Below are 22,413 nucleotides of genomic sequence, written 5' to 3' on the forward strand. Positions count from 1 at the left end.
TATTGTTCTTAAATACTTTAGGTAAGTTCAATACTTAACTAAAATATCTACCCTACGTATATTACAAACTAAAAAATACTAAAAATACTGCCGCAAAGCACACACCTTGCGGCAGTATGTGGCTACTTGTTATTCTTTAGAAAACTGGAAGCACAGCGCCCTTATAATTCTTGGTAATATAATCGCGAACTGCACTTGTTTTCAAAGCTTTAATCAAGGCTTTAATCTTAGCCAGCTTTTGCGAACCCTTCTTTACAACAATAATGTTTTCGTAAGTTTTAGCGGCAATGCCACCAACTTTTTCGGAAGTAAGAGGATCCTTAGTTGGGTTAAAACCAGCCTGAATAGCGTAGTTTCCGTTCATTGCAGCAAGATCAACATCCTTAATAGCTGTTGGAACTGCAGACGGGTCAAGCTCTTTGAACTTCAAATTCTTAGGATTGCTCGTAATGTCGTTAACTGTTGATTTTACATCCTTTGGATTCTTCAACTTAAGCAAGCCGGCATCCTGAAGAAGCAGAAGTGCGCGGGCCTCATTAGAAGGATCGTTTGGAACTGCAATAGTAGCGCCGTTAGCTAAATCCTTAATGGTTTTTGTCTTTCCCGGGTAAAGTCCAAATGGCTCAAAATGGATTCCTGCAATTGAAATCAGGTGCGAGCCCTTTTCCTTATTGTAGTTGTCCAAGTATGGAAGATGCTGGTAGTAGTTTGCGTCAACTTCGCCTTCTTCGGTTGCAGCATTTGGCTGAACGTAGTCGGTGAATTCCTTAACAACAAGCTTGTAACCTTCTTTTTTCAAAACTGGTTTCACAACATTGTTAAGAATTTCAGCATGTGGTGTTGGCGTTGCTGCTACGGTAATGGTCTTGTCGTTGCCGTTTGCGCTTTTAGCGCTTCCGCATCCGCTTAAAGCAAAAGTTGCGAGCGCTGCGAGTGCTGTGAGCGATGCAATAACCTTAATCCTGCGCATATTTTCTTCTCCTTGGTTGTGGTTTTGTTTACCTGTTTGTTTGTTGTTTTTGTTGTTGTTTGTTTTTATTTTTCTTTTATTTTGTTTTTACGTTTCTCCCCTTCGCGAGTAACGAGTTCTCAATATAGGCCAGAAAAATTAAGAATTCTACAATTTGCTTATTAGTAATATTTATGACGTGTTACTAATCCGCATGCTTACGGCATGTGCGGGGAAAAAATAAGTTTTTCAACACGTCGCTTACTTGCGTAACGCATGCTATTAAACTAGGAAATATGAGTTTTTTGCGATTGGCATTAGCGCAGATAGATACCTGCGTCGGAAACATTGATAGCAATGTTGAAAAAGTAGTGAAATACGCAACTTGCGCCGCAAATAATGGTGCGAATATGGTTGTGTTTCCAGAAATGACATTAACCGGCTACCCAATTGAAGATCTTGCTTTAAGAGGAACTTTCCGTGCTGCCGCGCAAAAAGCTGCAGATTCGCTTGCTAAAAAACTTTTGGAAGAAGGCTTGGGGGAGCTTTACGTAGTAGTTGGCACTGTTGGTTTCGACGAGTCTGCCGGAAAGCCTCGTAACCGTCTGCTTGTGCTGCACGAAGGCGAGTCAGTGCTTAAGTACGATAAGCATTTTTTGCCAAATTACGGCGTTTTTGACGAGTTTCGTATTTTCTCTTCCGGAAATAAGTGCGAAATTTTGCAGATTAATAATATGCGCCTTGGTTTTGCTATTTGTGAAGACATTTGGCAAGATGGCGGACCTGTTGCACGCTTGGCAGAACTTGGTATTGATGCGCTTGTAACAATGAACGGCTCTCCTTACGAGGAAGGTAAAACTCATGTGCGCTTGAACTTGGCTAAAAAGAGGGCTGCGGAAGTTCATGCTCCGGTTGTGTACGTGAATCAGGTTGGTGGCCAAGACGATTTAGTATTTGACGGCGGAAGTTTTGTTGTTGATACGGACGGAACTTTGCTTGAGCGCTCGCCAATGTTTGCCGAAGACTTGTCTTTTATTGATTTTGACACTTCGCTTTCTTCTCAAAAATCTTCTAGCATTGCTCCAAAACTGGATTCGGACGAAGAAGTTTACAGTGCTTGCGTTCTAGGTCTTCGCGATTACATGCGTAAGAACGGTTTTAAAGGCGTGTGTTTAGGTCTTTCTGGCGGTATTGATTCAGCTTTAGTTGCAACTATGGCTGCGGACGCGTGTGGTGGCGAAAACGTTCACGGAATTTCCATGCCGAGCATGTATTCTTCTGACGGTTCTAAAGATGATGCTTGCGATTTAGCTGAGCGTATTGGAGCGCACTACGATGTGCAGCCGATTGAGCCGCTTTTTAAAGCTTTCCAATCGCAACTTTCCTTGCAAGGTGTTGCTGCAGAAAACTTGCAGGCTCGCGTTCGCGGAGTAATCGTAATGGCTTACTCAAATTCTCTCGGTGTGTTGGCGCTCGCAACTGGCAATAAATCAGAGCTTGCTTGCGGATACTCAACAATTTACGGAGATGCGGTAGGCGGGTATGCTCCTATTAAAGATTTGCTAAAAACGCGTGTTTGGGCTCTTTCTCGCTGGCGCAATCTTGCAGCTAAAGCTGGAGTAGGCGTTGGCATGCTAAAAATTGTTGGTTTTGAGGATGCTAAAAAGAAAGATACTCCTAAAGACGGCATTTTGATTCCGGTAAACTCTATTATTAAGCCGCCTAGCGCGGAGCTTCGTCCTGGCCAAAAAGATTCCGATTCTTTGCCAGAATACGAGCTTCTTGACCGTGTTTTACAAGCTCATATTGAGCATGCTCACGGAAGGGCTGATTTGCTTGCCGACGGTTTTGACTCTCATACTGTAGATACGGTTATGCGTTTGGTAGATCGAGCCGAATGGAAGCGCAGGCAGTATCCGTTGGGTCCAAAAGTAAGTGCTATTGCTTTTGGTAGGGATCGCAGAATGCCTGTTACAACCGCTTTTCGCGAATAAAATGTGACATATCTCACTAGATTTCTTGCAAAACTCCTCGCGCACTTTTCTACGTATGCCTTAATATTGTTATTAAGACAGCGTGAAGGTGCGCTGCATTACAAAAGGAGCTTAAAAATGACATCGGTTGATGCTTCCGTTCTCAACGAAGAGGATCTTCGCACCAAAGCTTGGGACGGTTTTGAAAGTGGCAACTGGCAGAAAGATATTGACGTTCGTGACTTCATTTTGAAGAACTATACGCCATATGAAGGCGACGAAAGCTTCTTGGCTAATGCCACAGAAAAAACGAAGCACATGTGGAAGTATCTTGACGACAATTACTTGGCTGTTGAGCGTGAGCGTCGCGTATACGATGTTGAAACTCATATTCCTGCAGGTATTGACGCCATGCCAGCAGGTTATATTGAAAGCCCAGAAGTAGATAACGTAATCGTAGGTCTTCAAACTGATGAGCCTTGCAAGCGCGCTATGATGCCAAACGGCGGTTGGCGTATGGTTGAGCAGGCTATTAAGGAAGCTGGTAAGGAAGTAGATCCTCAAATTAAGAAGATTTTTACCGTTTACCGCAAGACGCATAACGATGGCGTGTTTGGTGTTTACACCAAGAATATTAAGATTGCTCGCCACAACAAGATTCTAACTGGTTTGCCAGATGCTTACGGCCGTGGTCGTATTATTGGCGATTATCGTCGCGTGGCTTTGTACGGCGTGAACATGCTTATTGAGTTCAAGAAGCGTGATAAGGATTCGATTCCATACCGCAACGATTTTACCGAGACTGAAATTGAGCATTGGATTCGCTTCCGCGAAGAGCATGATGAGCAGATTAAGGCTTTGAAGCAGCTTATTAACTTGGGTAACGAGTACGGTTTGGATTTGACTCGTCCAGCTCAAACCGCTAAGGAAGCTGTTCAGTGGACTTACATGGGCTATCTTGCTTCTGTTAAGAGCCAGGATGGCGCTGCAATGAGCTTCGGCCGCGTTTCCGCATTCTTCGATTGCTACTTTGAGCGCGATTTGAAGGCCGGTTTAATTAACGAAACTGATGCTCAGGAAATTATTGATGCTCTTGTTATGAAGCTTCGTATTGTGCGCTTCTTGCGTACTAAGGATTACGACGCAATCTTCTCGGGAGATCCTTACTGGGCAACTTGGTCCGATGCAGGCTTTAGCGAGGATGGTCGCACTTTCGTAACCAAGACTTCCTTCCGTCTGCTCAACACTTTGACTCTTGAGCATCTTGGACCAGGGCCAGAACCAAACATCACTATTTTCTGGGATCCAAAGCTTCCAGAAGCCTACAAGCGTTTCTGCGCACGAATCTCTATTGACACTTCTGCAATCCAGTACGAGTCAGATAAAGACATTCGTGAGCACTGGGGTGACGACGCTGCTATTGCTTGCTGCGTTTCTCCAATGCGCGTTGGTAAGCAGATGCAGTTCTTCGCTGCACGCGTGAACTCCGCCAAAGCTTTGCTTTACGCGATTAACGGTGGTCGCGATGAAATGACCGGCATGCAGGTTATTGACAAGGGCGTTATTGAACCAGTTCGCCCAGAAGCTGACGGCACTCTCGATTACGAGAAAGTCAAGGCCAACTACGAGAAGGCTTTGGAATGGCTTTCCGAGACTTATATTGAGGCTTTGAACATAATCCACTACATGCACGATAAGTACGCTTACGAGTCCATTGAAATGGCTTTGCACGATAGGGAAGTCTACCGTACGCTTGGCTGCGGTATGTCCGGCTTGTCTATTGCAGCGGATTCTTTGGCTGCCTTGAAGTATGCAAAGGTTTACCCAATCTACAACAAGGATGCTAAGAATACTGAAGGCCACGAGTACGAGTACATTGAGGGCGGCGACGACGATTTGGTCGTAGGTTACAAGACTGTTGGTGAATTCCCAATCTACGGTAACGACGACGATCGCGCCGACGACTTGGCAAAGTGGGTTGTAAGCACAGTTATGGGTCAGGTAAAGCGTTTGCCTGTGTATAGAAACGCCGTGCCGACACAATCAATTTTGACAATTACTTCTAACGTTGAATACGGCAAAAACACCGGTTCTTTCCCGTCTGGACACAAAAAAGGCACGCCGTACGCACCAGGCGCAAACCCAGAAAATGGAATGGATTCTCACGGAATGCTTCCATCTATGTTTTCTGTTGGTAAGATTGATTATGACGATGCCCTCGATGGCATCTCACTGACCAACACCATTACTCCTGATGGTTTAGGTCGAGATGAAAGTGAGAGGATTGATAATTTGGTCGGCATTCTGGATGCTGGCAACGGTCACGGACTGTACCACGCGAACATTAACGTGTTGCGCAAGGAACAGCTCGAGGATGCAGTTGAACATCCAGAAAAGTACCCGCATTTGACGGTGCGAGTTTCTGGCTACGCGGTGAACTTCGTGAAGCTCACTAAGGAACAGCAGCTCGACGTTATTTCTCGTACGTTCCACCAAGGATCAGTCTCTGACTGACTCATCTAATCTATGAGCGCCGGGAGCGAGCTTAGCTTCGCTCCCGGTTTACTTATTTGCACAACGGTTATACGCAAGTTACTGTTGCAATAGTTACATTCAACAGTTACACACAGCTAAATAAGTTTGGAGGGCAGAAAAGTGGTTGAAAATACAGCGTTTCGCACTACTACTCAGCATATGCTCAAAGAGTCAAAAGAGTATGCTCGCCAAACTTTAATGGGTGGACTTTCCGGCTTTGAGTCGCCAATTGGTTTGGATCGTAAAGATCGCTTAGTAGCTCTTAAAACAGGCGATATTGGGTTTGTGCATTCCTGGGATATTAACACTTCTGTTGACGGCCCTGGAACTCGTATGACAGTGTTTATGAGCGGTTGCCCGCTTCGCTGCCAGTATTGCCAAAATCCTGATACTTGGAAAATGCGCGACGGCAAGCCAGTCTACTTAGATGCAATGATTAAAAAAGTCGACCGTTATCAGAGTCTTTTTAAAGCAACCGGCGGAGGAATTACTTTTTCTGGCGGCGAATCCATGATGCAACCAGCTTTTGTATCTAGAGTCTTTCGTGCTGCAAAAGAAATGGGCGTTCACACTTGCTTGGATACTTCCGGCTTTTTGAATCGCAATTATACGGACGAAATGATTGAAGACATTGATCTTTGCCTTCTTGACGTTAAATCCGGAACTGAAGAAACATATAAAAAAGTTACCGGCGGCTTGCTTCAGCCAACTATTGATTTTGGTCAGCGCTTGGCGAAGGCTGGTAAGAAGATTTGGGTGCGTTTTGTGCTAGTTCCAGGTTTGACCGACAGCGAAGAAAACGTTGAAAAAGTTGCCGAGATTTGCGATTCGTTTGGGGACGCTGTTGAGCATATTGACGTGCTTGGATTCCATCAGCTAGGCCGCCCAAAGTGGCATGAGCTTAGGATTCCATACCCTCTTGAGAATCAAAAAGGGCCTTCTAGGGCGCTTAAAGAGCGAGTTGTAAACCAGTTCAAAGACCACGGTTTTGTTGTTTACTAGACTGCGTTTAGACTGCATTTAAATTGCGTCAAAAATGTAACTGTAATTTTTAGGCAATCTTTGCGTATTGTATTGTTTTTTTTTGAAGGATTTTGTATAATTGCACAAATACCCTCTTTATAGAAAGGATACGCAATGAAGCGCAGAATAGGTTGTTGGATTGCATTAGCTTTTACATTAGCGTTAGCTATTTTTGTGCGGTGTAACGATCAGTTTGGCTTTGGCACAGCAATTATTATTTTAATTGTTTTGCCTATAATCTTGCTGCCGACAAATATCGTTGCGGCTTTCGATAAGAAACTTCTTATTGAAGTGCCAATAATATCTATTGCTATAACCATTGCTACAGAACTTGCCACTTTCCCAATAAGAGATTTAGGTTTACATACCCTCTACGTTATCCCAACGATTTTGGTTTCGGTGGTTGCGTTTACTCTTACTAGATTCCTTAAAACTAAACTTGTTAAGCGCATAACTGACGAAATAGCAAACAATAAAACAGATTGATTATTTGATTGATTATTTATTTGATTTTTTATTTTTGAATAGTCGTAGTTGTGTGCGAAAGTTGAAGCCGTGTTAAAAGATGCATAATCTATAACACGGCTTAAATATTTTTTACGGATATTTTGCAAAAAGTACAGAATATTTTGCAAAAAATGTAAGAATTTGGCTAAAGCGTACAATCGGGAGGCGTACTTGAACGAGGAACCAAAGCTCTTAAAAGAGCCGCGAGACGGTGTTCCAGAAGTCATTGATACGCTTGAAGCATATAAAGAATATTGCAGCTTGTTGGCAGCAGGTTCTGGGCCTTTGGCTGCGGACGCTGAGCGAGCTTCCGGTTTTCGCTACAATCATGAAGATTGGTTGATTCAATTTAAACGCAAGGGTGCAGGAATTGGTTTGCTTGATCCTGTGGCTCTTAAAAATCTCGGTGTTGATTGGCATGAGTTTAACGAGGCAATAGGGGATTCGCCTTGGATTATTCACGACTCTATGCAAGATTTGCCAGGATTTTTCGACATTGGTTTGCGCCCGCGTGACTTATTTGATACGGAAATCGCGGCTAAATTACTTGGCAGAAAGCGCTTTGGCTTAAGTTCTGTAACCGAATATTATTTGGGATTGACGCTCGCAAAAGAACATTCTGCAGCGGACTGGTCTTACCGCCCTCTTCCTAGAGATTGGCGAAATTACGCGGCTTTAGACGTTGAGTTGTTAATCGAACTAGAAGAAGTGATGCGCGGCGAACTTAAAAAGCAAGGAAAATTGGATTGGGCTAAAGAAGAATTTAAGCACTTGCTTATAAAGGGTGCGCAAAAGAAAGCGCCTCATCCTCGTCCATGGCTTAAAATTTCGCATATAAATGTTCTTATGCACGATCGTGTTGGCTTAATAATTGCAAAAGACTTGTGGCAAGAGCGTGATGCTTTAGCTCAAAAATACGATATTGCGCCTAATCTTTTGCTTTCTGACTCAGCAATTATTGAAGCCGGAAAGCGTAAGCCGCGTAATGCTCGCGATTTTCGTTCTATTCGTTCTCTAAACGAGCGCGTGCGCATTCACACAGGCAGCGAACAAGACAAAATGTTTGAACGTTACGCGCCAATTCAGCGCAAAATTAAGCCATCTCTTTGGAAGAATATTATTGAAAAAGCGCTTAATCGTGCAAAATCTGGCGAAACAGCCATGGATGATTTTTCGGAAATTGCGCATAATGATTCTGACGATTTTAAAGATTCTAAAAGTTTGCAGCAGTCTCAAGACGCGCAATCTGCCCCTCGTTCAATGCGCTATTGGAAAGATCATCATCCTGCTAGATATGAGCGTTTGCAACGAATTCGAGCAGTTCTTACAAGTATTTCGCAAGACACGCATACTCCAGTAGAAGTTATTATTAAACCGCAAATTATTCGTAACTTATGTTGGTGCGAAAATATTACGGATGTTGACGTTTATTCCTTCTTTTTGGAACAAGGCGCTAGGCCATGGCAAGTTGCACTTATTGCTGAGTCCGTAACTCGCGCTATCATGTAACGGTTGTGCCATACGGCAGAAGGTAGAAAACGTAATTTCAGGAGCGCAAGCGTGAAAATCAGCGTCAGGAATCTTGAGCCAACTAAGGTTAAGCTCACTATCACCGCAGATCTCGAAGACTTCAAGCCATTCTTGGATGAGGCTCGTAAGGAGATTGCAAAGCAAATTAACGTGCCAGGTTTCCGTAAGGGTCATGTGCCGGGCAAGATTGTAGATCAGCGTGTCGGTTTTGCAGCCGTTGCTGGTGAAGCCGTTAATTCCGCTGTACCAGAGCTTTATTCCAATGCTTTGGAAGAAAAGAAGATTCACCCAATGGATCAGCCAGAGTTTGACGTTCAGGAAGTTCCAACGTCTACTGAAGCTGATGCAACTCTTAAGTTCGTTGCGACCGTTGAGCGTCGTCCAGAGTTCAAGCTGAACAAGTTCAAGGGCGTTGAGATTGAAGTTGAGAAGCCAAAGGTTTCCGACAAGGATGTTAAGGCTCGTTTGGAAGCTCTTCGTCAGCGTTTCGCAACTTTGGTTGGCGTTGATCGTCCAGCTACTAAGGGTGATTACACCAATATTGATTTGGAAGCTCGCATTAACGATGAAGTTGTTGACGCTCAGGAAGGCGTTAGCTACGAAATCGGTTCCGGCGTTTTGCTTGACGGCTTGGATGAGGCTTTGGATAGCCTTTCTGCCGGTGAAGAAACCACTTTTGAAGGCAAGCTTGAGTCCGGCAAGCATAAGGGCGAAAAGGCTCAGATTAAGGTTAAGGTTAATTCCGTAAAGACTCAGGAATTGCCAAAGCTTGATGATGACTTCGCTCAGGAAGCTTCCGAGTTTGACACTTTGAAGGAATTGAAGGCAGAAATTCGCAAGTCTTGCGAACAGGCTGCTGAAGGTCGTCAGGCCACCAACGCTCGTGACGCATTCCTCGTTAAGCTTCAGGAAGAAGTTGAAATTCCTGTGCCAAAGGGTGTTTTGGACAAGGCTGTTGCTGAGCATTTGAAGGGCATGACCCCAGATCCTGAAAAGGCTACTAAGAAGCAGAAGGATGAGGCTCAGAAGGCTGCAGAAAAGGAAATTCGCGACCAGATGGTTCTCGATGCTTTGGCTGAGCAGATGGATGTATCCGTTTCTCAGGCAGATGTCACTAACTTCTTGATTTCTGTTGCTCAGCAGTACGGCATGGATCCAAACCAGTTCATCAATGCAATCGTGAACAACGGTCAGCTTGGTTCCGCTATTCAGGAAGTTGCTCGTTCTAAGGGCTTACTTGCTGGTATGCGTGCTGTAAAGTTTGTTTCTGAAGGCGAGGCTCTTGATTTGAGCGCATTCTTGTCTGAAGAAGATGAAGAAAACGAAAGCGTAGAAGCAGCAACTAAGGCTGCTGCTGTTGCTGACGAGCTTTCTAAGTAGAAGTAGGGTAGAATTAACTAAATTCTAAGCTGCTTTGTAAATGCTTTAACTAAGACCTGGCGGAATTATTTTTCTGCCGGGTCTTAACTTTATTAAGAATTGCGAGAAGTTATGGATAGTAGCTCTGAAACTAAGTCTGAATCTTGCTCAAGATTTGGCAGTTTACTTAATCTCGCAATTCGAGTAGCGCGATTTGCAGCAGCTTCTGTTGTTCTAGGTATTCTTGCCGGCTTAGGTGCAACAGTTCTTACGCTTATTCTTTACGCAGTACAATACCTTGCTTTTGGCTCAATTGAATCTGCTGAAAACACTGTATTTTCAGCGCTTCCTTGGTATCGCTACGTGCTATCTACAACCATTTCAATGACTATTGCCGGCATAGCTTGGTATTTTTTGCGCAAAAGAGAGAATCCTCCTCGAATCGTCACTATTCCGCAAGCTGTTTTCGGAAGCATTATGCCAATTTTTTCTACTATTGCACATGTTTTGCTGCAAATCGGAATTGTTGGTTCTGGAATTTCAATAGGCAGGGAAGTAGCTCCGCGAGAATTGGCTGCAATGATTGCTCAGCGTTACAGCCGCATTTTTCATGTGTCTTACAAAACTCAGCGCGTACTTATTGCTTCTGCTGCTGGAGCTGGATTGGCGGCAGTGTATCACGCGCCTTTAGCTGGCACTGTGCTTGCATTAGGTTTGTTTAGTAAAACTCAAGGTCTTGGTTTTTACGCGTGGTTAAATCGCGAAAATGGTCCTGTAGCGGCTAATGTAGTTAAAAATATTGCGCAATCGGAGCGCATGTATTGCTTGCCTTTTGCTCTTGTTATGAATTATGTTGCCACGTTTGTTGCAGGATTTTTACTGCATCATTCCAAATACTACAATATTTCGCAATTTTCTTGCACGATTTCTTGGCAAATTTTTGTTTTAGCTGTTGCTGTTGGCATAGTGTGTGGCTTATTTGGTTGTGTTTTTCGCTTGGGTATTATTTGGTGTCGCACTCATGCTTTGCGCGGCGTAAAAATGCTGTGTTTTATGCCAATAGCCGGCTTACTTATTGGTGTTATAGCTTGCCGTTTTCCGCATATTATGGGCAATGGTAGGTCGCTTGCTCAACTTGCTTTTTCTGTATCAAGCTTTCCGCATGTGGCAGCTAGTGCGAATATTACGATTGTTTTGCTGATTCTTGCAATGATTAAAATGCTTGCTACTTTGCTTGTTTTGCGCTACGGTGCTTCCGGCGGCGTGCTGCAGCCTAGTATTTCATCGGGTGCTTGCATTGGGCTTGTTGTGTGCGCTGTAAGTATGAAACTTCCTATTGGAGGAGTTCTTATAAACCAGCCTAATGTATTGATATTGTCTGCTATTTTTGGCGCAGCAAGTCTATTGGCTGCAAGCCGAAAATCATTATGGTTTGCGCTTTTACTTGTGGCGCAACTAGTGAATGTTCCGCTTATTATGATTGTTCCGATGATAGTTTCCTGCGCTGCTGCACGAAGTGTAACGCTGCTGCCAAGAATTTTTAGACGCAAATAAAATATGCGCCTTTGCTAATTCAATTAGTAGCAAAAGCGCATATTGTAATATTGTTTAGTTATCGATGAAGTCATCTTTATAAATAACACTGCCGTCGTCATTTAAAATAGTGTAATACAAGTGTATTGGAGAGCTGACCTTATTTTTAGCTTCTTCAAGTACTGGGAACAGATTTGAAAGGAAGAGTCTGTCGGAAAAAGTAGCAGTGGCCTTTGGAATTGCATCGTCAGGTACGCGATCTGTGAATTTAACAGTTATATTGAGGTTATCTCCCTTAGCGTCAAACGTTGCGGATACGTCATCATCGCCTCTTTCTTCAAAGTCTGATGGATGGCAATTTGCGTATTCTTCAATATTGACGCTTTTTTCTGCAGAACAATTGTAATGTTTGCCAAAAGTGCCCGTAATTAAGCTGCCGAAAACTATTACTGCTAGTACAACAGCAACAATGACAGCAATTCTTTTCTTATGCTCATCTGCTAGTGTCGTATTTACGAAGCTTATTGCTCGCTGCTGGAAATCTTTATACGTTTTTAATAATTTATCGTTATTTATATAACTATTTGCATACCCGTTTTGGTACCCGTTTTGGTACCCGTTTTGGTAGTCGTTTTGATACCAATCATTTTGATAGCCGTTATTTTGGTATTCGTTATTTTGATAGTCGTTGTTTTGGTAAGTGTTTTCTTGATTCCAATTATTTTGGTAATCGTTGTTCACGTATGAATTGTTCTGATACCCATTTTGGTAGCCGTCATTTTGGTAGCCGTCGTTTTGATAAGTGTTGTTCTGATATTCGTTGTTTTGATAGCTGCCCGTTTGATTAGCATTATTTGGGTAAGTGTCTGTTGGATTCCAATTATTTTGGTAATCGTTGCTCTGATTGTTATTATTTGCTTCTGCATTCGGAGGGTAATTGTTGCTTGGCAAGTTGTTAGAATCCATGACTTCTCCTCTTTGAGCGAATTTGCATTAATAAAAAATATACTAAACATTTTATATCAATCTGTATAATAGTTGAATAATTATCTGAATTGATTCGTAAAAATTCAGTCTAGAATATTTCGCTGATTCGCTGCATACTATGTTTTCTATACGGTCACGCGCACACGATAATCTAGGAATACTTAAGTTTATGGTAAGGAGATAAGGTGACTGAGCTTTTTACAGCTTCTCCTGTTATGGAACAGGCGGAAGCGTCTTCGCAAACCGATTCTATTTTTAATCGGTTGCTAAAAGATCGCATTATTTGGTTGGGATCTGAAGTAAAAGACGAGAATGCTAATATTATCTGCGCTCAGATGCTGATGCTTGCGGCGCAAGATCCTAAGAAGGATATTTGGTTGTATATTAATTCGCCTGGTGGTTCTATTACTGCGGGTATGGCAATTTACGACACTATGCAGCTAATCGAACCAGATGTTGCAACTATTGCAGTCGGCATGGCAGCTTCAATGGGTCAGTTCCTGCTTAGTTCTGGAACGCCTGGTAAGCGTTATATTACGTCTCATGCGCGCGTGCTTATGCATCAGCCTTCTGGCGGCGTTGGTGGCACTGCTACGGATGTGCGTATTAATGCTGAGCTGATTATGGATATGAAGAAAACACTTTCTGAATTAACAGCTAAGCAGACTGGTCATACCATAGAAGAAATCTACCGAGATAACGAATATGATCACTGGTTCACTGCTAAACAGGCGTTGGAGTATGGTTTTGTAGATAAAATCGTAACAACTCCTGCTTCAATGCGAGGTGAGGAGTAACTTATGGCAAGTGAAGAAGCAAAGTTTGTTGCGCGTGCTGAGCGTTTGGCTGGTTTTGGCGGCGTTTCTTCGGCACAGCGAATTACTAACCGCTACGTTTTGCCACAGTTTGGTGAGCAAACCCCATACGGCTTAAAAACGCATGATCCGTATACGAAGCTTTTTGAAGATCGCATTATTTTTATGGGCGTTCAGGTTGACGACACTTCTGCTGACGATATTATGGCTCAGCTTTTGGTGTTGGAAAGCATGAATAGCGAACGCGACATTATGATGTATATCAATTCTCCTGGCGGCTCTATGACTGCAATGACTGCTATTTACGACACAATGCAGTATATTGGCCCGGATGTGCAAACCGTATGCTTGGGTCAGGCTGCATCTGCTGCTGCGATTTTGCTTGCTGCTGGAGCTCATGGCAAGCGTATGATTTTGCCGAATGCGCGCGTGCTTATTCATCAGCCTGCAATGGGTCAAGATTTTGGTAAGGCTACTGAAATTGAGATTCAGGCTAAGGAAATGCTTCGATTGCGAGAATGGTTAGAAAATACTCTTGCTAAGCATACTGGTCAAGATGTTGAGCGTATTCGCAAAGATATTGAGGTGGATACAATCTTAACTGCTCCAGAAGCTAAATCTTACGGTCTTGTAGATAAAGTGCTTGAGCACCGCGAGTAGTTTTTGTGGAATATTAAGCAAACCCCGGTCGACACGCCGGGGTTTGTGTTTTGTTCGTGATGGTTGTATATTAGTCAAGTTGCCGAAAACGAGAGCGTTGTTCTTGTGAGCGGAAAACATGCGCCAGTAGCCCAACGGATTAGAGCATCTGACTACGGATCAGAAGGTTGCAGGTTCGAATCCTGTCTGGCGCACAAGCGAAACGCGAAGCATTTGCCTCGCGTTTTTTTTTATCTCAACTTCTTGGTTTATACCTCTCCGCTATACTAAAAAGTGCTGCAAAATTAATGTGTTTTGCATAACTTTGGGAGGAAATATTTACAACATGATACGACGCAGCTGGATAATAGTACGCAATATAGCAAATAATGAGCGAATTTCTGGCTTAATTATGCTTGGTTTTGCTCTTACTGGTTTATTGCTTGCAAACATTCCTTTAACCGCGCCAGTATTTGAAGCCGTTTCGCATACTCATATTGGTATTCCGTTTACTAATATTCACATGTCGATTAGTCATTGGGTTCAAGACGGCGTGCTTACTATTTTCTTCCTTTCTGTTGGCTTAGATTTAAAGCACGAGCTTATTGCGGGCTCTCTTTCTGATCCTCGTGCTGCTGCAATGCCAATGATTTGCGCAGTTGGTGGCATGATTGCTCCGCCTTTGCTTTTTGTGGCAATAGTAACCGTATTTTCGGAGCTTCACGCCGGTCAGGAGATTATGCGTCTTACATCCGGCGCTTTACCTTCGTTAGACATGGTTCGTGCTGGTTGGGCAATTCCAACTGCAACAGATATTGCTTTTTCGCTTGCAGTATTAGCTTTATTTGCTAAAACTTTGCCTCATGCTTTGCGCGCGTTTTTGATGACTCTCGCAACTGTTGACGATTTGCTTGGAATTGCGCTTATTGCAGTGTTCTTCTCTTCGCTAAACGCGTGGTACTGGTTTGTTGGTGTTGTTGTGTGTGGTCTTATTTGGACTACTTTAGTGCGTCTTAAACATGTTCCGTGGGCTCTTGTGGCGATAGTTGGCATTGTGGCGTGGGTAATGATGTATGAAGCTGGAGTGCACCCAACTTTAGCTGGCGTAATGGTAGGATTGCTCACTCCTGCGCATCTAGTTCACGGAGAAAAAACTTTGCGCGCGGAGCGTTATCGCGAAAAAATTCAGCCTGTATCTGCTTTAGTAGCGTTACCTATTTTTGCGCTTTTTTCAACCGGCGTGCATTTTGAAACGCTAACTTGGGAGCTGTTCTTATCTCCAATTCTTATTGCTATTACTATTGCTCTGGTTGTTGGAAAACCATTGGGAATTATGGTAACTGCTTGGCTTTCAAAGCATTTACTTGGCTTAAAAGTTCCGGACTCTTTGCGTGTAGTTGATTTGCTTCCGACTGCTTGTGCGTGCGGTATTGGTTTCACAGTCTCGCTACTTATTGCTTCTCTTGCATATTCGGACGCAGATTTGTCTGCAGAGGCACGTTTTGGTGTTCTTGTTGCTTCTATTGTTGCGGCTGGTGTTTCGGGATTCTTGCTTTCTATGCAATCAAAGCATATGGAAGAAGAATTGGACGATATTGAAGATTAACTTTTAGTATTAACTTTTGTATTAGCTTTTGTGATTATTTTTTAGGATTATTTTTGGGAGTAGTTATGAATAATAGTCAGGAAGATTATTCTTCAGAAGTTCCACCTTGGTCTAATACGTATCATCGCGGTTCTGTGCTTATGCGCGGATCTATGATTCCTAAAGAAAGCACAACCGAAACGCTTCTTCGCAAAGATAGAACTCAACAGATTGCAGCAGGAGTTGGCGCAGACCGAGATAACAAGTGGGATTGGCGAAGTGCAGACCCTTGGCGCGCGCTTCGAATTCAGGCCGAATTTGTTGACGGTTTTGACGCTCTTGCTGGATTAGGACCTGCTGTTAGCGTTTTTGGCTCTGCGCGCATAAAAGAGGGCGAGCCGGAATATGTGGCCGCGCTAACTATGGGCAAGGAGCTTGTAAAACGCGGTTTTGCTGTTATTACAGGCGGCGGCCCTGGCATTATGGAGGCTGCTAATCGCGGTGCTGCAGAAGCTGGTGGCACTTCGGTTGGTTTGGGTATTGAGCTTCCGCACGAGCAGGGTTTGAATAAGTGGATTAATCTCGGAATGCAGTTTAGATACTTCTTCGTTAGAAAAACAATGTTTATGAAGTATTCTTCCGGAATTATTGTGTGTCCTGGCGGATTTGGCACAATGGACGAAATGTTTGAAGCTCTAACTCTTGTGCAAACGCATAAGGTTGCGCGCGTGCCGGTTGTGCTGTTTGGAACTGAGTATTGGAAGGGCTTGATTAACTGGCTGCAGTCAACTGTTACTTCTCGTGGATTAATTTCGTCTCTTGACCCGCATTTGTTTGCTGTTACGGACGATCCGCTAGAAGCAGTGCGCATAGCGTCTGGATCATCTAAGTAAATACATTACTAAACTGCTTCCAATTCTGTGCAAGTATTGTGGCAAACTAGAACAGTACGTACTGGAGGTTGCAATGAGTAATGAGCTTGGTGATAACACTGCGCTTGTTACCTTGCGTATATCCCGTTTTGTGCCGTGCGAAGAAACGCAAAATTCGCAAGATGCTCCGAAACTCGTGCGAAAACGTCACGAAAGTCCATTTGCTCGAAAAAAGCGTAGCAATCCTTTTGCAAAAGTAGATTCTGCAGAAAATGATAATGCTGATGAATCTTTATCAACAACAATAAAACGAATTCAAGGCAAGCATTGGGTTCAAGATTACGTTTTGCGCGTTCGTTCAACGGATACTATTCTTGACTGTCTGTTAACTATTAAGCGCACAATCGACCCGACTTTGGCTTTTCGCTACTCTTGTGGCCATGGAGTTTGCGGGTCGGATGCTGTAAACGTAAACGGCATGCCAACTCTACTTTGCGGCGCAACAATAGGCGCGAACGCGCGGCCCGAAGCAAATAATAACGTGCAATCGCGCGGATTTAGAAAAACCGGAGCTGCAAGTAGCGGCGAAAGTTCAGCAAAATCGCCAATTCTACAGAAAAAATCTACGAATACTGCAGCTCAAAAAAATGGAAGTTTCGGTATTATCGAACTTGCACCTCTTGCTGGATTTGCAGTTCAGCGCGATCTTATTTGCGACCTTTCACCTATGGTTTCGCAAATAAAACGTTTAGAGCCTTATTTACAAGCAGCAGACGTTTCTGTGCGAAATGCCGAAGGAAAACTTAAGCTTATTGAGTTTTTGCAGCATCCTGAAGAGTTACAAAAGTTTGAGCTTTTAAGTAACTGCATTATGTGCGGTGCGTGCGAAGGAATATGCCCAATCTACGCCGGCGGTGAGGCTTTTATTGGGCCTGCTGCTTTGATTAACGCGGCTCGTTTTATTTACGACTCTAGGGACAATGCAACAGAGCGTCGATTAGATTTGATTGACGGCAGCGACGGTATTAGCGCGTGCCAGTCGGTTCGTGCGTGCTCAAGGCAGTGTCCGCGCGGAATTGACGTCGGCGAAGAAATTTGGCAACTTACAACACTAGTGAATGAGCGCAAAAACTTGTAGCTTGATTACTGTTTTGACCACATTTGCCGGTAATTTCTCTCGCGTTTGGAGGGTTTATGGTTGCGTATCGCTCCAAACGTGGGGTACTTTTCTCACGTTTGTTGTCGCTTTGTTGTTGCGCGCTCATATAAAACTTGGCGCATCCTCACGTTAGGCTTTAGATTATGACTGACGCTTTATTTTTGCTAGATACTGACCACGATAATGCTCCTGTGCTTGCAGATGGGATTGAGGAAGGATGGACACTTACGCTTCCTTCCAGCGTAAAACGCCACGCAATATCCGCTATGCGCTTGTTAGAGGGTGACTCTTTGCAACTTTCTGACGGCAAAGGCTTGCGAATTCACGCAACTGTTACGGATGCTGAAAATGGTTTAGTTCGCGTCGATGCGTTCACTCGAGAAGCGCGTCGCACTACGCGTCTTGCGCTTGTGCAGGCTTTAGCAAAAACCGGCCACGATGAGCAAGCAATCGACATGGCTACGCAAATTGGCGTAGATGAAGTGATTCCTTGGTGCGCTGACCGCTCAATCGCAAAGTGGAAGCCTGGTCGCACGGATAAGCGTTGGAATCAGGTGTTGCAGGCTGCTACAGAGCAGTCTCGAAGAGCTTTTATGCCGGAGCTTCAAGAATGCGTGTCCAGTAAGCAGATTGTTGCAATATGTAGACGTGCGTGCGTTTACGGAAACCTAGTAGTGGTATTGCATCAGGATGCAACCGACTGCTGGAGCCAAATCGAGCAAGCTGTAAACACTCTTACTGAGCGCTGCCTGGATGATGGCAAGGAGCGCACTGTTTACGTGCTTGTTGGTCCAGAAGGCGGTATTAGTGACGACGAGGTCTCGATGTTTGTTGACGCTGGAGCTAAAAGCTGCGTTTTGGGTAGCAATATTTTGCGCGCATCTACCGCAGGCCCTGTGGCACTTTCTCTTCTTTCGCGCGCTTTAGGCCGCTACGAATAGTGAAAAAAGCATAAATAAAATGCGCAAGTTTGTGTAAAATGGTATGTAGTGTGCCGATTGCTTTTGGCTTTTGGCATGAATTTTATTTCGTAATAAAAAATAGGGGAGAAACCATGAGCGATGCAACTATGAGCAATGCTGCGAGCCATACTGATCCAGACTGCATTTTTTGCAAGATTATTGCCGGCGAAATTCCAAGCACGCGCGTTTATGAAGATGATTCGGTAGTCGCTTTTAAGGATATTAATCCGCAGGCAAAAGTGCATGTGCTGATTGTGCCGCGCAACCACTATAAGAATGTTGCTGAGCTTGCTAGTAAAGCTCCTGAAACTTTGGCTCATATTGCTGAAGTTGCACAAAATATTGCTAACAACGCGTTTAATGGAGATTACAGGCTTGTTTTTAACACTGGTCTTGCAGCTGGCCAAACAGTATTCCATGTTCATGCGCATGTGCTTACTGGCGAAAAGCTTGTGGAAGGCAGCTTATAAATCTTACGAAATTGTGCGCTTCTACAAAATTGCGCGCTTCAAGCGAAATCTAAACTAGCAACACTTGAAAAAATAAACTTCGAGAGGAATAACAAATAATCATGAGCATTGAAGTCATGAACGAAACCGTGTGGCGAATCGACGCTAAAATCTTCTCCGATCTTGGCATGTGGGTGTTGCAGCAGATGAAAGTCAGCACGCAGTCAGATTTATCAATTACTTTCGTTGACCCGGAGCCAATTGCATGCCTTCACGAGCGCTGGATGAACCTCGAAGGCCCAACAGATGTTATGAGTTTTCCAATGGACGAACTTACTCCTGGAAGCGATGACAAAGTTTCCGAGGGAATGCTTGGAGATTTGGTGATCTGCCCTTGGGTGGCTCAGCAGCAGGCGCTCGCAGCGGGGCATAGCACAATGGAAGAGATGATGCTTTTAACCATTCATGGCATATTGCATTTGCTCGGCTACGATCACACAACTCCAGAAGAAGAAAAGCAAATGTTCGGTTTGCAGCGTCAGCTTTTGCTTACTTTCTTTGCTGCACGTTCTGGGGAATTGTATGACGCGACTCTTCCGGAAGGAGCTGTGAACGAGCTTGAGCGTTACGATGCTGAGCATGATTCAAAAGGCGGAAAAAATAACAAAAGCAAGTAAGCACAAACAAGCGCAAATAAGCGTAAATAAGCGCAAACAAGCGCAAACAAGCAGTCGTAAAATGTAAGAGCATAATTATGGAAGATATTAAAGCATTTTTTACAAATATATCGGTACCGGAACTTCCGTTGCACGTGTGGCTAGGATTAGCCGTTTTGCTTTTGCTTGCAATTCTTCTTGTGTGGCTGTCTCTTGCAATGGCAGCTGCAGAAGGGGCAGTGCCTAGGGTTACGCGAGCGAGCTTAAACAATCTTATGATTGAAGCGCAAACTCACGATGACGACACAAGCGCAATAGTGCGTATGCGTAGAATCGCAAGAATTCATCGTGTAAAAAAGCTTATTTCAGACCGTTACGCAACTTCTAGCGCCTGCGCTTTTGTGCGCGTTCTGTGCAATGTGTTTGATGGCGTTATTATTGCTGCGGTTTCAGCGTTTTTCGGCGCTCCAATGTGGCTTACTTTGGTTGTTGGCGTTGTTGTTTCGGTTATTGTTGCTGTTATTTCTATGCTTGTTCGCCCGCGTTCTGTGGGAGCTGCTCAGCCTGTGGCAAAGTTGATGAGGCTTTCTCGCATTGTTTCTATTGCTATGGCGATTAATCCTCTTGTGCATATTGCTGGCGATGTGGACGTAACTTCTAGAAAAAAGCATGTTGATCTTTCAGATGATGAGGCTTTGGAAGATATTCAGCTGGATCAGGCGAAGGCGAGTATTGATCGCCTTGTTGAAGCGAATGATTTTGATCCTGAAGTTTCGGAAATGATGCGCAATGTGCTTACGCTTTCAGACACTTTGACTCGCGAAATCATGGTTCCTCGAACCGATATGATTTGCGTAAAAAGCGACGAAACGCTGGAAAATTTCCTGAAATTATGCTCAAGATCCGGATTTTCTCGAGTTCCTGTTATTGGAGATTCGGTTGACGATTTAGTTGGCGTTGCTTATTTAAAAGACGCAGTAAGAGCTACCGTGTTTAATCCTGCAGCTTCTTCGAGGGCTGTTGACACTATTAGCCGAGACCCTATGCTTGTGCCGGAGTCCAAGCCGGTTGACGATTTATTCCACGAAATGCAGCGAATTCGTCAACATGTTGCTGTAGTTGTTGACGAATATGGCGGTATTGCAGGCTTGGTTACTATTGAGGACGCTATTGAGCAGATTGTGGGCGAGCTGGAAGATGAGCATGATCGCACGCAGCATGCGGATCCGGAAGAAGTAAGCGATGGCGTGTGGAAGATGCCTGCTAGAACGCCGATTGCGGATTTGGAAGATATTTTCGAAGTTCATATTGACGAAGACGATGTTGACACCGTGTTTGGTCTGCTTACGAAGTTGCTTGGTAACGTGCCGATTGTGGGATCTAGTGCGGTTACAAGAGGCTTAAAATTAACTGCTGTGGATTCTGCTGGTAGAAGAAAGAAAGTATCAACTATTTTGGTTGAGCGCGATGTTAAGGGCTTAGAAGAGCCTAAAGACGAGCAGCCTGAAAATAGCAGCGCGGCAAAACTTTCGGAAAAAATATCTGAAAAACTTTCGGAAAAAATATCGGAAAAGATTTCCACGCAAGCGTTGGAAAGTAAGCAAACTAACGCGCTTAAGCAAGCAAGTAATATGAAGCAAACAAATTTGCTTAAATAAGTAGGTAATCTTAAGTAAGTAACCTTGGGTAAGTAATCTTAAATAAGTAATAGTAAGTAAGTAATAGTAAGTAATTTGAAATAAAGAATTGGACGGTAAAAGTGAACGATATTGATGATATGAACGATATTAACAATATTGACGAAGTCGATATGAACGAAGAAAACGAGGTTGACGACGCAGCAGATTTCGACGACGAATCTGATTTCGACGACAAGATGTTTGCGAATCTCGACTCATCAACACACGCAACAATCCAAGCTCCCGATTTTCACGGCTACCGTTCCGGATTCGTAGCTGTAGTCGGTAGGCCAAACGTTGGTAAATCAACGCTTATGAACGCTCTTATTGGTACGCAGATTGCTATTGCCTCGTCTCGTCCGGAAACTACGCGTAAGGCTATTCGCGGAATTGTTACAACCGATAATGCGCAAATGGTTTTGGTTGATACTCCGGGTATTCACCGTCCTCGTACGCTTCTTGGTCAGCGTTTGAACGATATTGTTGACGAGTCGCTTTCAGATGTTGACGCGATTGCATTCTTGCTTCCAGCAGACCAGGAGATAGGACCAGGGGATAGGCGAATCCTGAGCCGTCTTCGCTCCGATTTTGCTAAAAAAGATGAGAAGGGCAATTGGACTTGGAAGGTTCCGCTTATTGGTATTGTTACAAAAATTGATACGCTTAGTCGCAGCGAGTTAGTTGCGCATTTGCTTCAAATTCAGCAGTTTGCCGATTTTACGGATATTGTGCCTGTTAGTGCGCTGGAACGCGACAATGTTGACGAAGTTAAGAATGTTTTGATTCAAAACTTGCCGGAAGGTCCGCAAATGTATCCGGCGGATCAGCTTAGCGAGGAAAGTCCAGAAAGCATGATTTCGGAGCTTATTCGCGGCGCATTTTTGGAAGAATTGGACGACGAGTTGCCTCATTCTTTAGCTGTTGTAGTTGACGATATTGTGTATCCGGGCGGTGGCGAAGATACTCAATACGACGACAACAAAGCGCATGTGCTTGTGTCGGTTTATGTTGAGCGTGATTCGCAAAAACCGATTATTATTGGGCATCGTGCGGAGCATTTAGTGCGCGTAAAGAAGCGTTTGCGAACGGCGGTAAATCGTATTACTGGCGCGAAAGCTGTGCTTGAATTGCATGTGAAGGTTGCAAAAGGATGGCAGAGCGACCCTAAGAAGCTTGAGCGCTTAGGGTTCTAATTTTACTT

At 44.0% G+C, this 22,413-nt stretch carries 18 protein-coding genes, 1 tRNA gene and 1 pseudogene; 18 read left to right on the plus strand and 2 right to left on the minus strand.

The window, feature by feature from the left end; all coding sequences use genetic code 11:
- Positions 1-136: 136 nt before the first annotated feature.
- On the minus strand, positions 137-970 hold the full coding sequence (locus HXT52_RS02275; RefSeq protein ID WP_421776111.1) for a MetQ/NlpA family ABC transporter substrate-binding protein: 834 nt from the start codon (positions 968-970) through the stop codon (positions 137-139).
- 275 nt (positions 971-1,245) lie between these two features.
- Here HXT52_RS02275 and HXT52_RS02280 point away from each other — a divergent pair, with 275 nt between their 5' ends.
- From HXT52_RS02280 to HXT52_RS02310, 7 genes are all read left to right on the plus strand, one after another.
- Positions 1,246-2,943, plus strand: coding sequence for an NAD+ synthase (locus HXT52_RS02280; protein WP_421776112.1), 1,698 nt, complete (start codon positions 1,246-1,248; stop codon positions 2,941-2,943).
- A gap of 117 nt (positions 2,944-3,060) precedes the next feature.
- Entirely contained in the window at positions 3,061-5,436 is a 2,376-nt protein-coding gene (gene pflB / locus HXT52_RS02285; protein ID WP_004135184.1) for a formate C-acetyltransferase, read from the plus strand.
- A gap of 141 nt (positions 5,437-5,577) precedes the next feature.
- Positions 5,578-6,459: a pyruvate formate-lyase-activating protein gene (gene pflA / locus HXT52_RS02290; RefSeq protein ID WP_004127262.1), complete on the plus strand. Its 882-nt coding sequence runs from the start codon at positions 5,578-5,580 to the stop codon at positions 6,457-6,459.
- 135 nt (positions 6,460-6,594) lie between these two features.
- Complete coding sequence (locus HXT52_RS02295; protein WP_119521236.1) at positions 6,595-6,966, plus strand: hypothetical protein; 372 nt, start codon at positions 6,595-6,597, stop codon at positions 6,964-6,966.
- Positions 6,967-7,158: 192 nt separating this feature from the next.
- Positions 7,159-8,496 (plus strand): HRDC domain-containing protein, encoded by a 1,338-nt coding sequence (locus tag HXT52_RS02300; RefSeq protein ID WP_102694694.1) that lies wholly within the window; start codon positions 7,159-7,161, stop codon positions 8,494-8,496.
- 51 nt (positions 8,497-8,547) lie between these two features.
- Positions 8,548-9,897 carry a trigger factor gene (tig, locus tag HXT52_RS02305; protein WP_410314374.1) on the plus strand — a complete coding sequence of 450 codons (1,350 nt, stop codon included), beginning with the start codon at positions 8,548-8,550 and terminating at the stop codon, positions 9,895-9,897.
- Between the two features lie 111 nt (positions 9,898-10,008).
- On the plus strand, positions 10,009-11,430 hold the full coding sequence (locus tag HXT52_RS02310; protein WP_421776113.1) for a chloride channel protein: 1,422 nt from the start codon (positions 10,009-10,011) through the stop codon (positions 11,428-11,430).
- A 54-nt stretch (positions 11,431-11,484) separates the two neighbouring features.
- On the opposite strand, the gene HXT52_RS02315 is transcribed toward HXT52_RS02310, so the two are convergent.
- On the minus strand, positions 11,485-12,375 hold the full coding sequence (locus HXT52_RS02315) for a hypothetical protein (RefSeq protein WP_419389061.1): 891 nt from the start codon (positions 12,373-12,375) through the stop codon (positions 11,485-11,487).
- Positions 12,376-12,581: 206 nt separating this feature from the next.
- On the opposite strand from HXT52_RS02315, the gene HXT52_RS02320 reads away from it, so the two are divergent.
- From HXT52_RS02320 to era, 11 genes and pseudogenes are all read left to right on the plus strand, one after another.
- Positions 12,582-13,193, plus strand: coding sequence for an ATP-dependent Clp protease proteolytic subunit (locus HXT52_RS02320; protein ID WP_410313425.1), 612 nt, complete (start codon positions 12,582-12,584; stop codon positions 13,191-13,193).
- Positions 13,194-13,196: 3 nt separating this feature from the next.
- Positions 13,197-13,871: an ATP-dependent Clp protease proteolytic subunit gene (locus HXT52_RS02325; RefSeq protein WP_004135168.1), complete on the plus strand. Its 675-nt coding sequence runs from the start codon at positions 13,197-13,199 to the stop codon at positions 13,869-13,871.
- A 120-nt stretch (positions 13,872-13,991) separates the two neighbouring features.
- A tRNA-Arg gene (locus HXT52_RS02330) sits at positions 13,992-14,065 on the plus strand.
- 131 nt (positions 14,066-14,196) lie between these two features.
- A pseudogene (locus HXT52_RS02335) lies at positions 14,197-15,435 on the plus strand (Na+/H+ antiporter NhaA); the annotation flags it as partial.
- Positions 15,436-15,521: 86 nt separating this feature from the next.
- A complete protein-coding gene (locus tag HXT52_RS02340) occupies positions 15,522-16,328 on the plus strand; it encodes a TIGR00730 family Rossman fold protein (RefSeq protein ID WP_410314371.1) in 807 nt (268 codons plus the stop codon).
- Between the two features lie 73 nt (positions 16,329-16,401).
- Complete coding sequence (locus HXT52_RS02345; RefSeq protein ID WP_421776114.1) at positions 16,402-17,445, plus strand: succinate dehydrogenase/fumarate reductase iron-sulfur subunit; 1,044 nt, start codon at positions 16,402-16,404, stop codon at positions 17,443-17,445.
- Positions 17,446-17,609: 164 nt separating this feature from the next.
- Positions 17,610-18,407, plus strand: a complete 798-nt coding sequence (locus tag HXT52_RS02350) for a 16S rRNA (uracil(1498)-N(3))-methyltransferase (RefSeq protein WP_102694700.1) — start codon at positions 17,610-17,612, stop codon at positions 18,405-18,407.
- A gap of 113 nt (positions 18,408-18,520) precedes the next feature.
- Positions 18,521-18,898, plus strand: coding sequence for a histidine triad nucleotide-binding protein (locus HXT52_RS02355; RefSeq protein ID WP_004137354.1), 378 nt, complete (start codon positions 18,521-18,523; stop codon positions 18,896-18,898).
- 101 nt (positions 18,899-18,999) lie between these two features.
- On the plus strand, positions 19,000-19,554 hold the full coding sequence (gene ybeY, locus HXT52_RS02360) for an rRNA maturation RNase YbeY (protein ID WP_004137352.1): 555 nt from the start codon (positions 19,000-19,002) through the stop codon (positions 19,552-19,554).
- 77 nt (positions 19,555-19,631) lie between these two features.
- Positions 19,632-21,191: a hemolysin family protein gene (locus HXT52_RS02365; RefSeq protein WP_421776115.1), complete on the plus strand. Its 1,560-nt coding sequence runs from the start codon at positions 19,632-19,634 to the stop codon at positions 21,189-21,191.
- Between the two features lie 152 nt (positions 21,192-21,343).
- A complete protein-coding gene (era, locus tag HXT52_RS02370; RefSeq protein ID WP_421776178.1) occupies positions 21,344-22,405 on the plus strand; it encodes a GTPase Era in 1,062 nt (353 codons plus the stop codon).
- The last annotated feature ends 8 nt before the right edge of the window (positions 22,406-22,413 follow it).

Source organism: Gardnerella sp. KA00288 (assembly GCF_049244085.1).
Classification (GTDB): Bacteria; Actinomycetota; Actinomycetes; order Actinomycetales; family Bifidobacteriaceae; genus Bifidobacterium; species Bifidobacterium greenwoodii.

Bases quoted from the DNA above. Each gene is read 5' to 3' on its own strand.
- HXT52_RS02275 (WP_421776111.1), bottom strand. From the start codon at position 970: ATGCGCAGGATTAAGGTTATTGCATCGCTCACAGCACTCGCAGCGCTC.
- HXT52_RS02280 (WP_421776112.1), top strand. From the start codon at position 1,246: ATGAGTTTTTTGCGATTGGCATTAGCGCAGATAGATACCTGCGTCGGA.
- pflB (WP_004135184.1), top strand. From the start codon at position 3,061: ATGACATCGGTTGATGCTTCCGTTCTCAACGAAGAGGATCTTCGCACC.
- HXT52_RS02295 (WP_119521236.1), top strand. From the start codon at position 6,595: ATGAAGCGCAGAATAGGTTGTTGGATTGCATTAGCTTTTACATTAGCG.
- HXT52_RS02310 (WP_421776113.1), top strand. From the start codon at position 10,009: ATGGATAGTAGCTCTGAAACTAAGTCTGAATCTTGCTCAAGATTTGGC.
- HXT52_RS02315 (WP_419389061.1), bottom strand. From the start codon at position 12,375: ATGGATTCTAACAACTTGCCAAGCAACAATTACCCTCCGAATGCAGAA.
- HXT52_RS02325 (WP_004135168.1), top strand. From the start codon at position 13,197: ATGGCAAGTGAAGAAGCAAAGTTTGTTGCGCGTGCTGAGCGTTTGGCT.
- HXT52_RS02340 (WP_410314371.1), top strand. From the start codon at position 15,522: ATGAATAATAGTCAGGAAGATTATTCTTCAGAAGTTCCACCTTGGTCT.
- HXT52_RS02345 (WP_421776114.1), top strand. From the start codon at position 16,402: ATGAGTAATGAGCTTGGTGATAACACTGCGCTTGTTACCTTGCGTATA.
- HXT52_RS02350 (WP_102694700.1), top strand. From the start codon at position 17,610: ATGACTGACGCTTTATTTTTGCTAGATACTGACCACGATAATGCTCCT.
- HXT52_RS02355 (WP_004137354.1), top strand. From the start codon at position 18,521: ATGAGCGATGCAACTATGAGCAATGCTGCGAGCCATACTGATCCAGAC.
- ybeY (WP_004137352.1), top strand. From the start codon at position 19,000: ATGAGCATTGAAGTCATGAACGAAACCGTGTGGCGAATCGACGCTAAA.
- HXT52_RS02365 (WP_421776115.1), top strand. From the start codon at position 19,632: ATGGAAGATATTAAAGCATTTTTTACAAATATATCGGTACCGGAACTT.
- era (WP_421776178.1), top strand. From the start codon at position 21,344: ATGAACGAAGAAAACGAGGTTGACGACGCAGCAGATTTCGACGACGAA.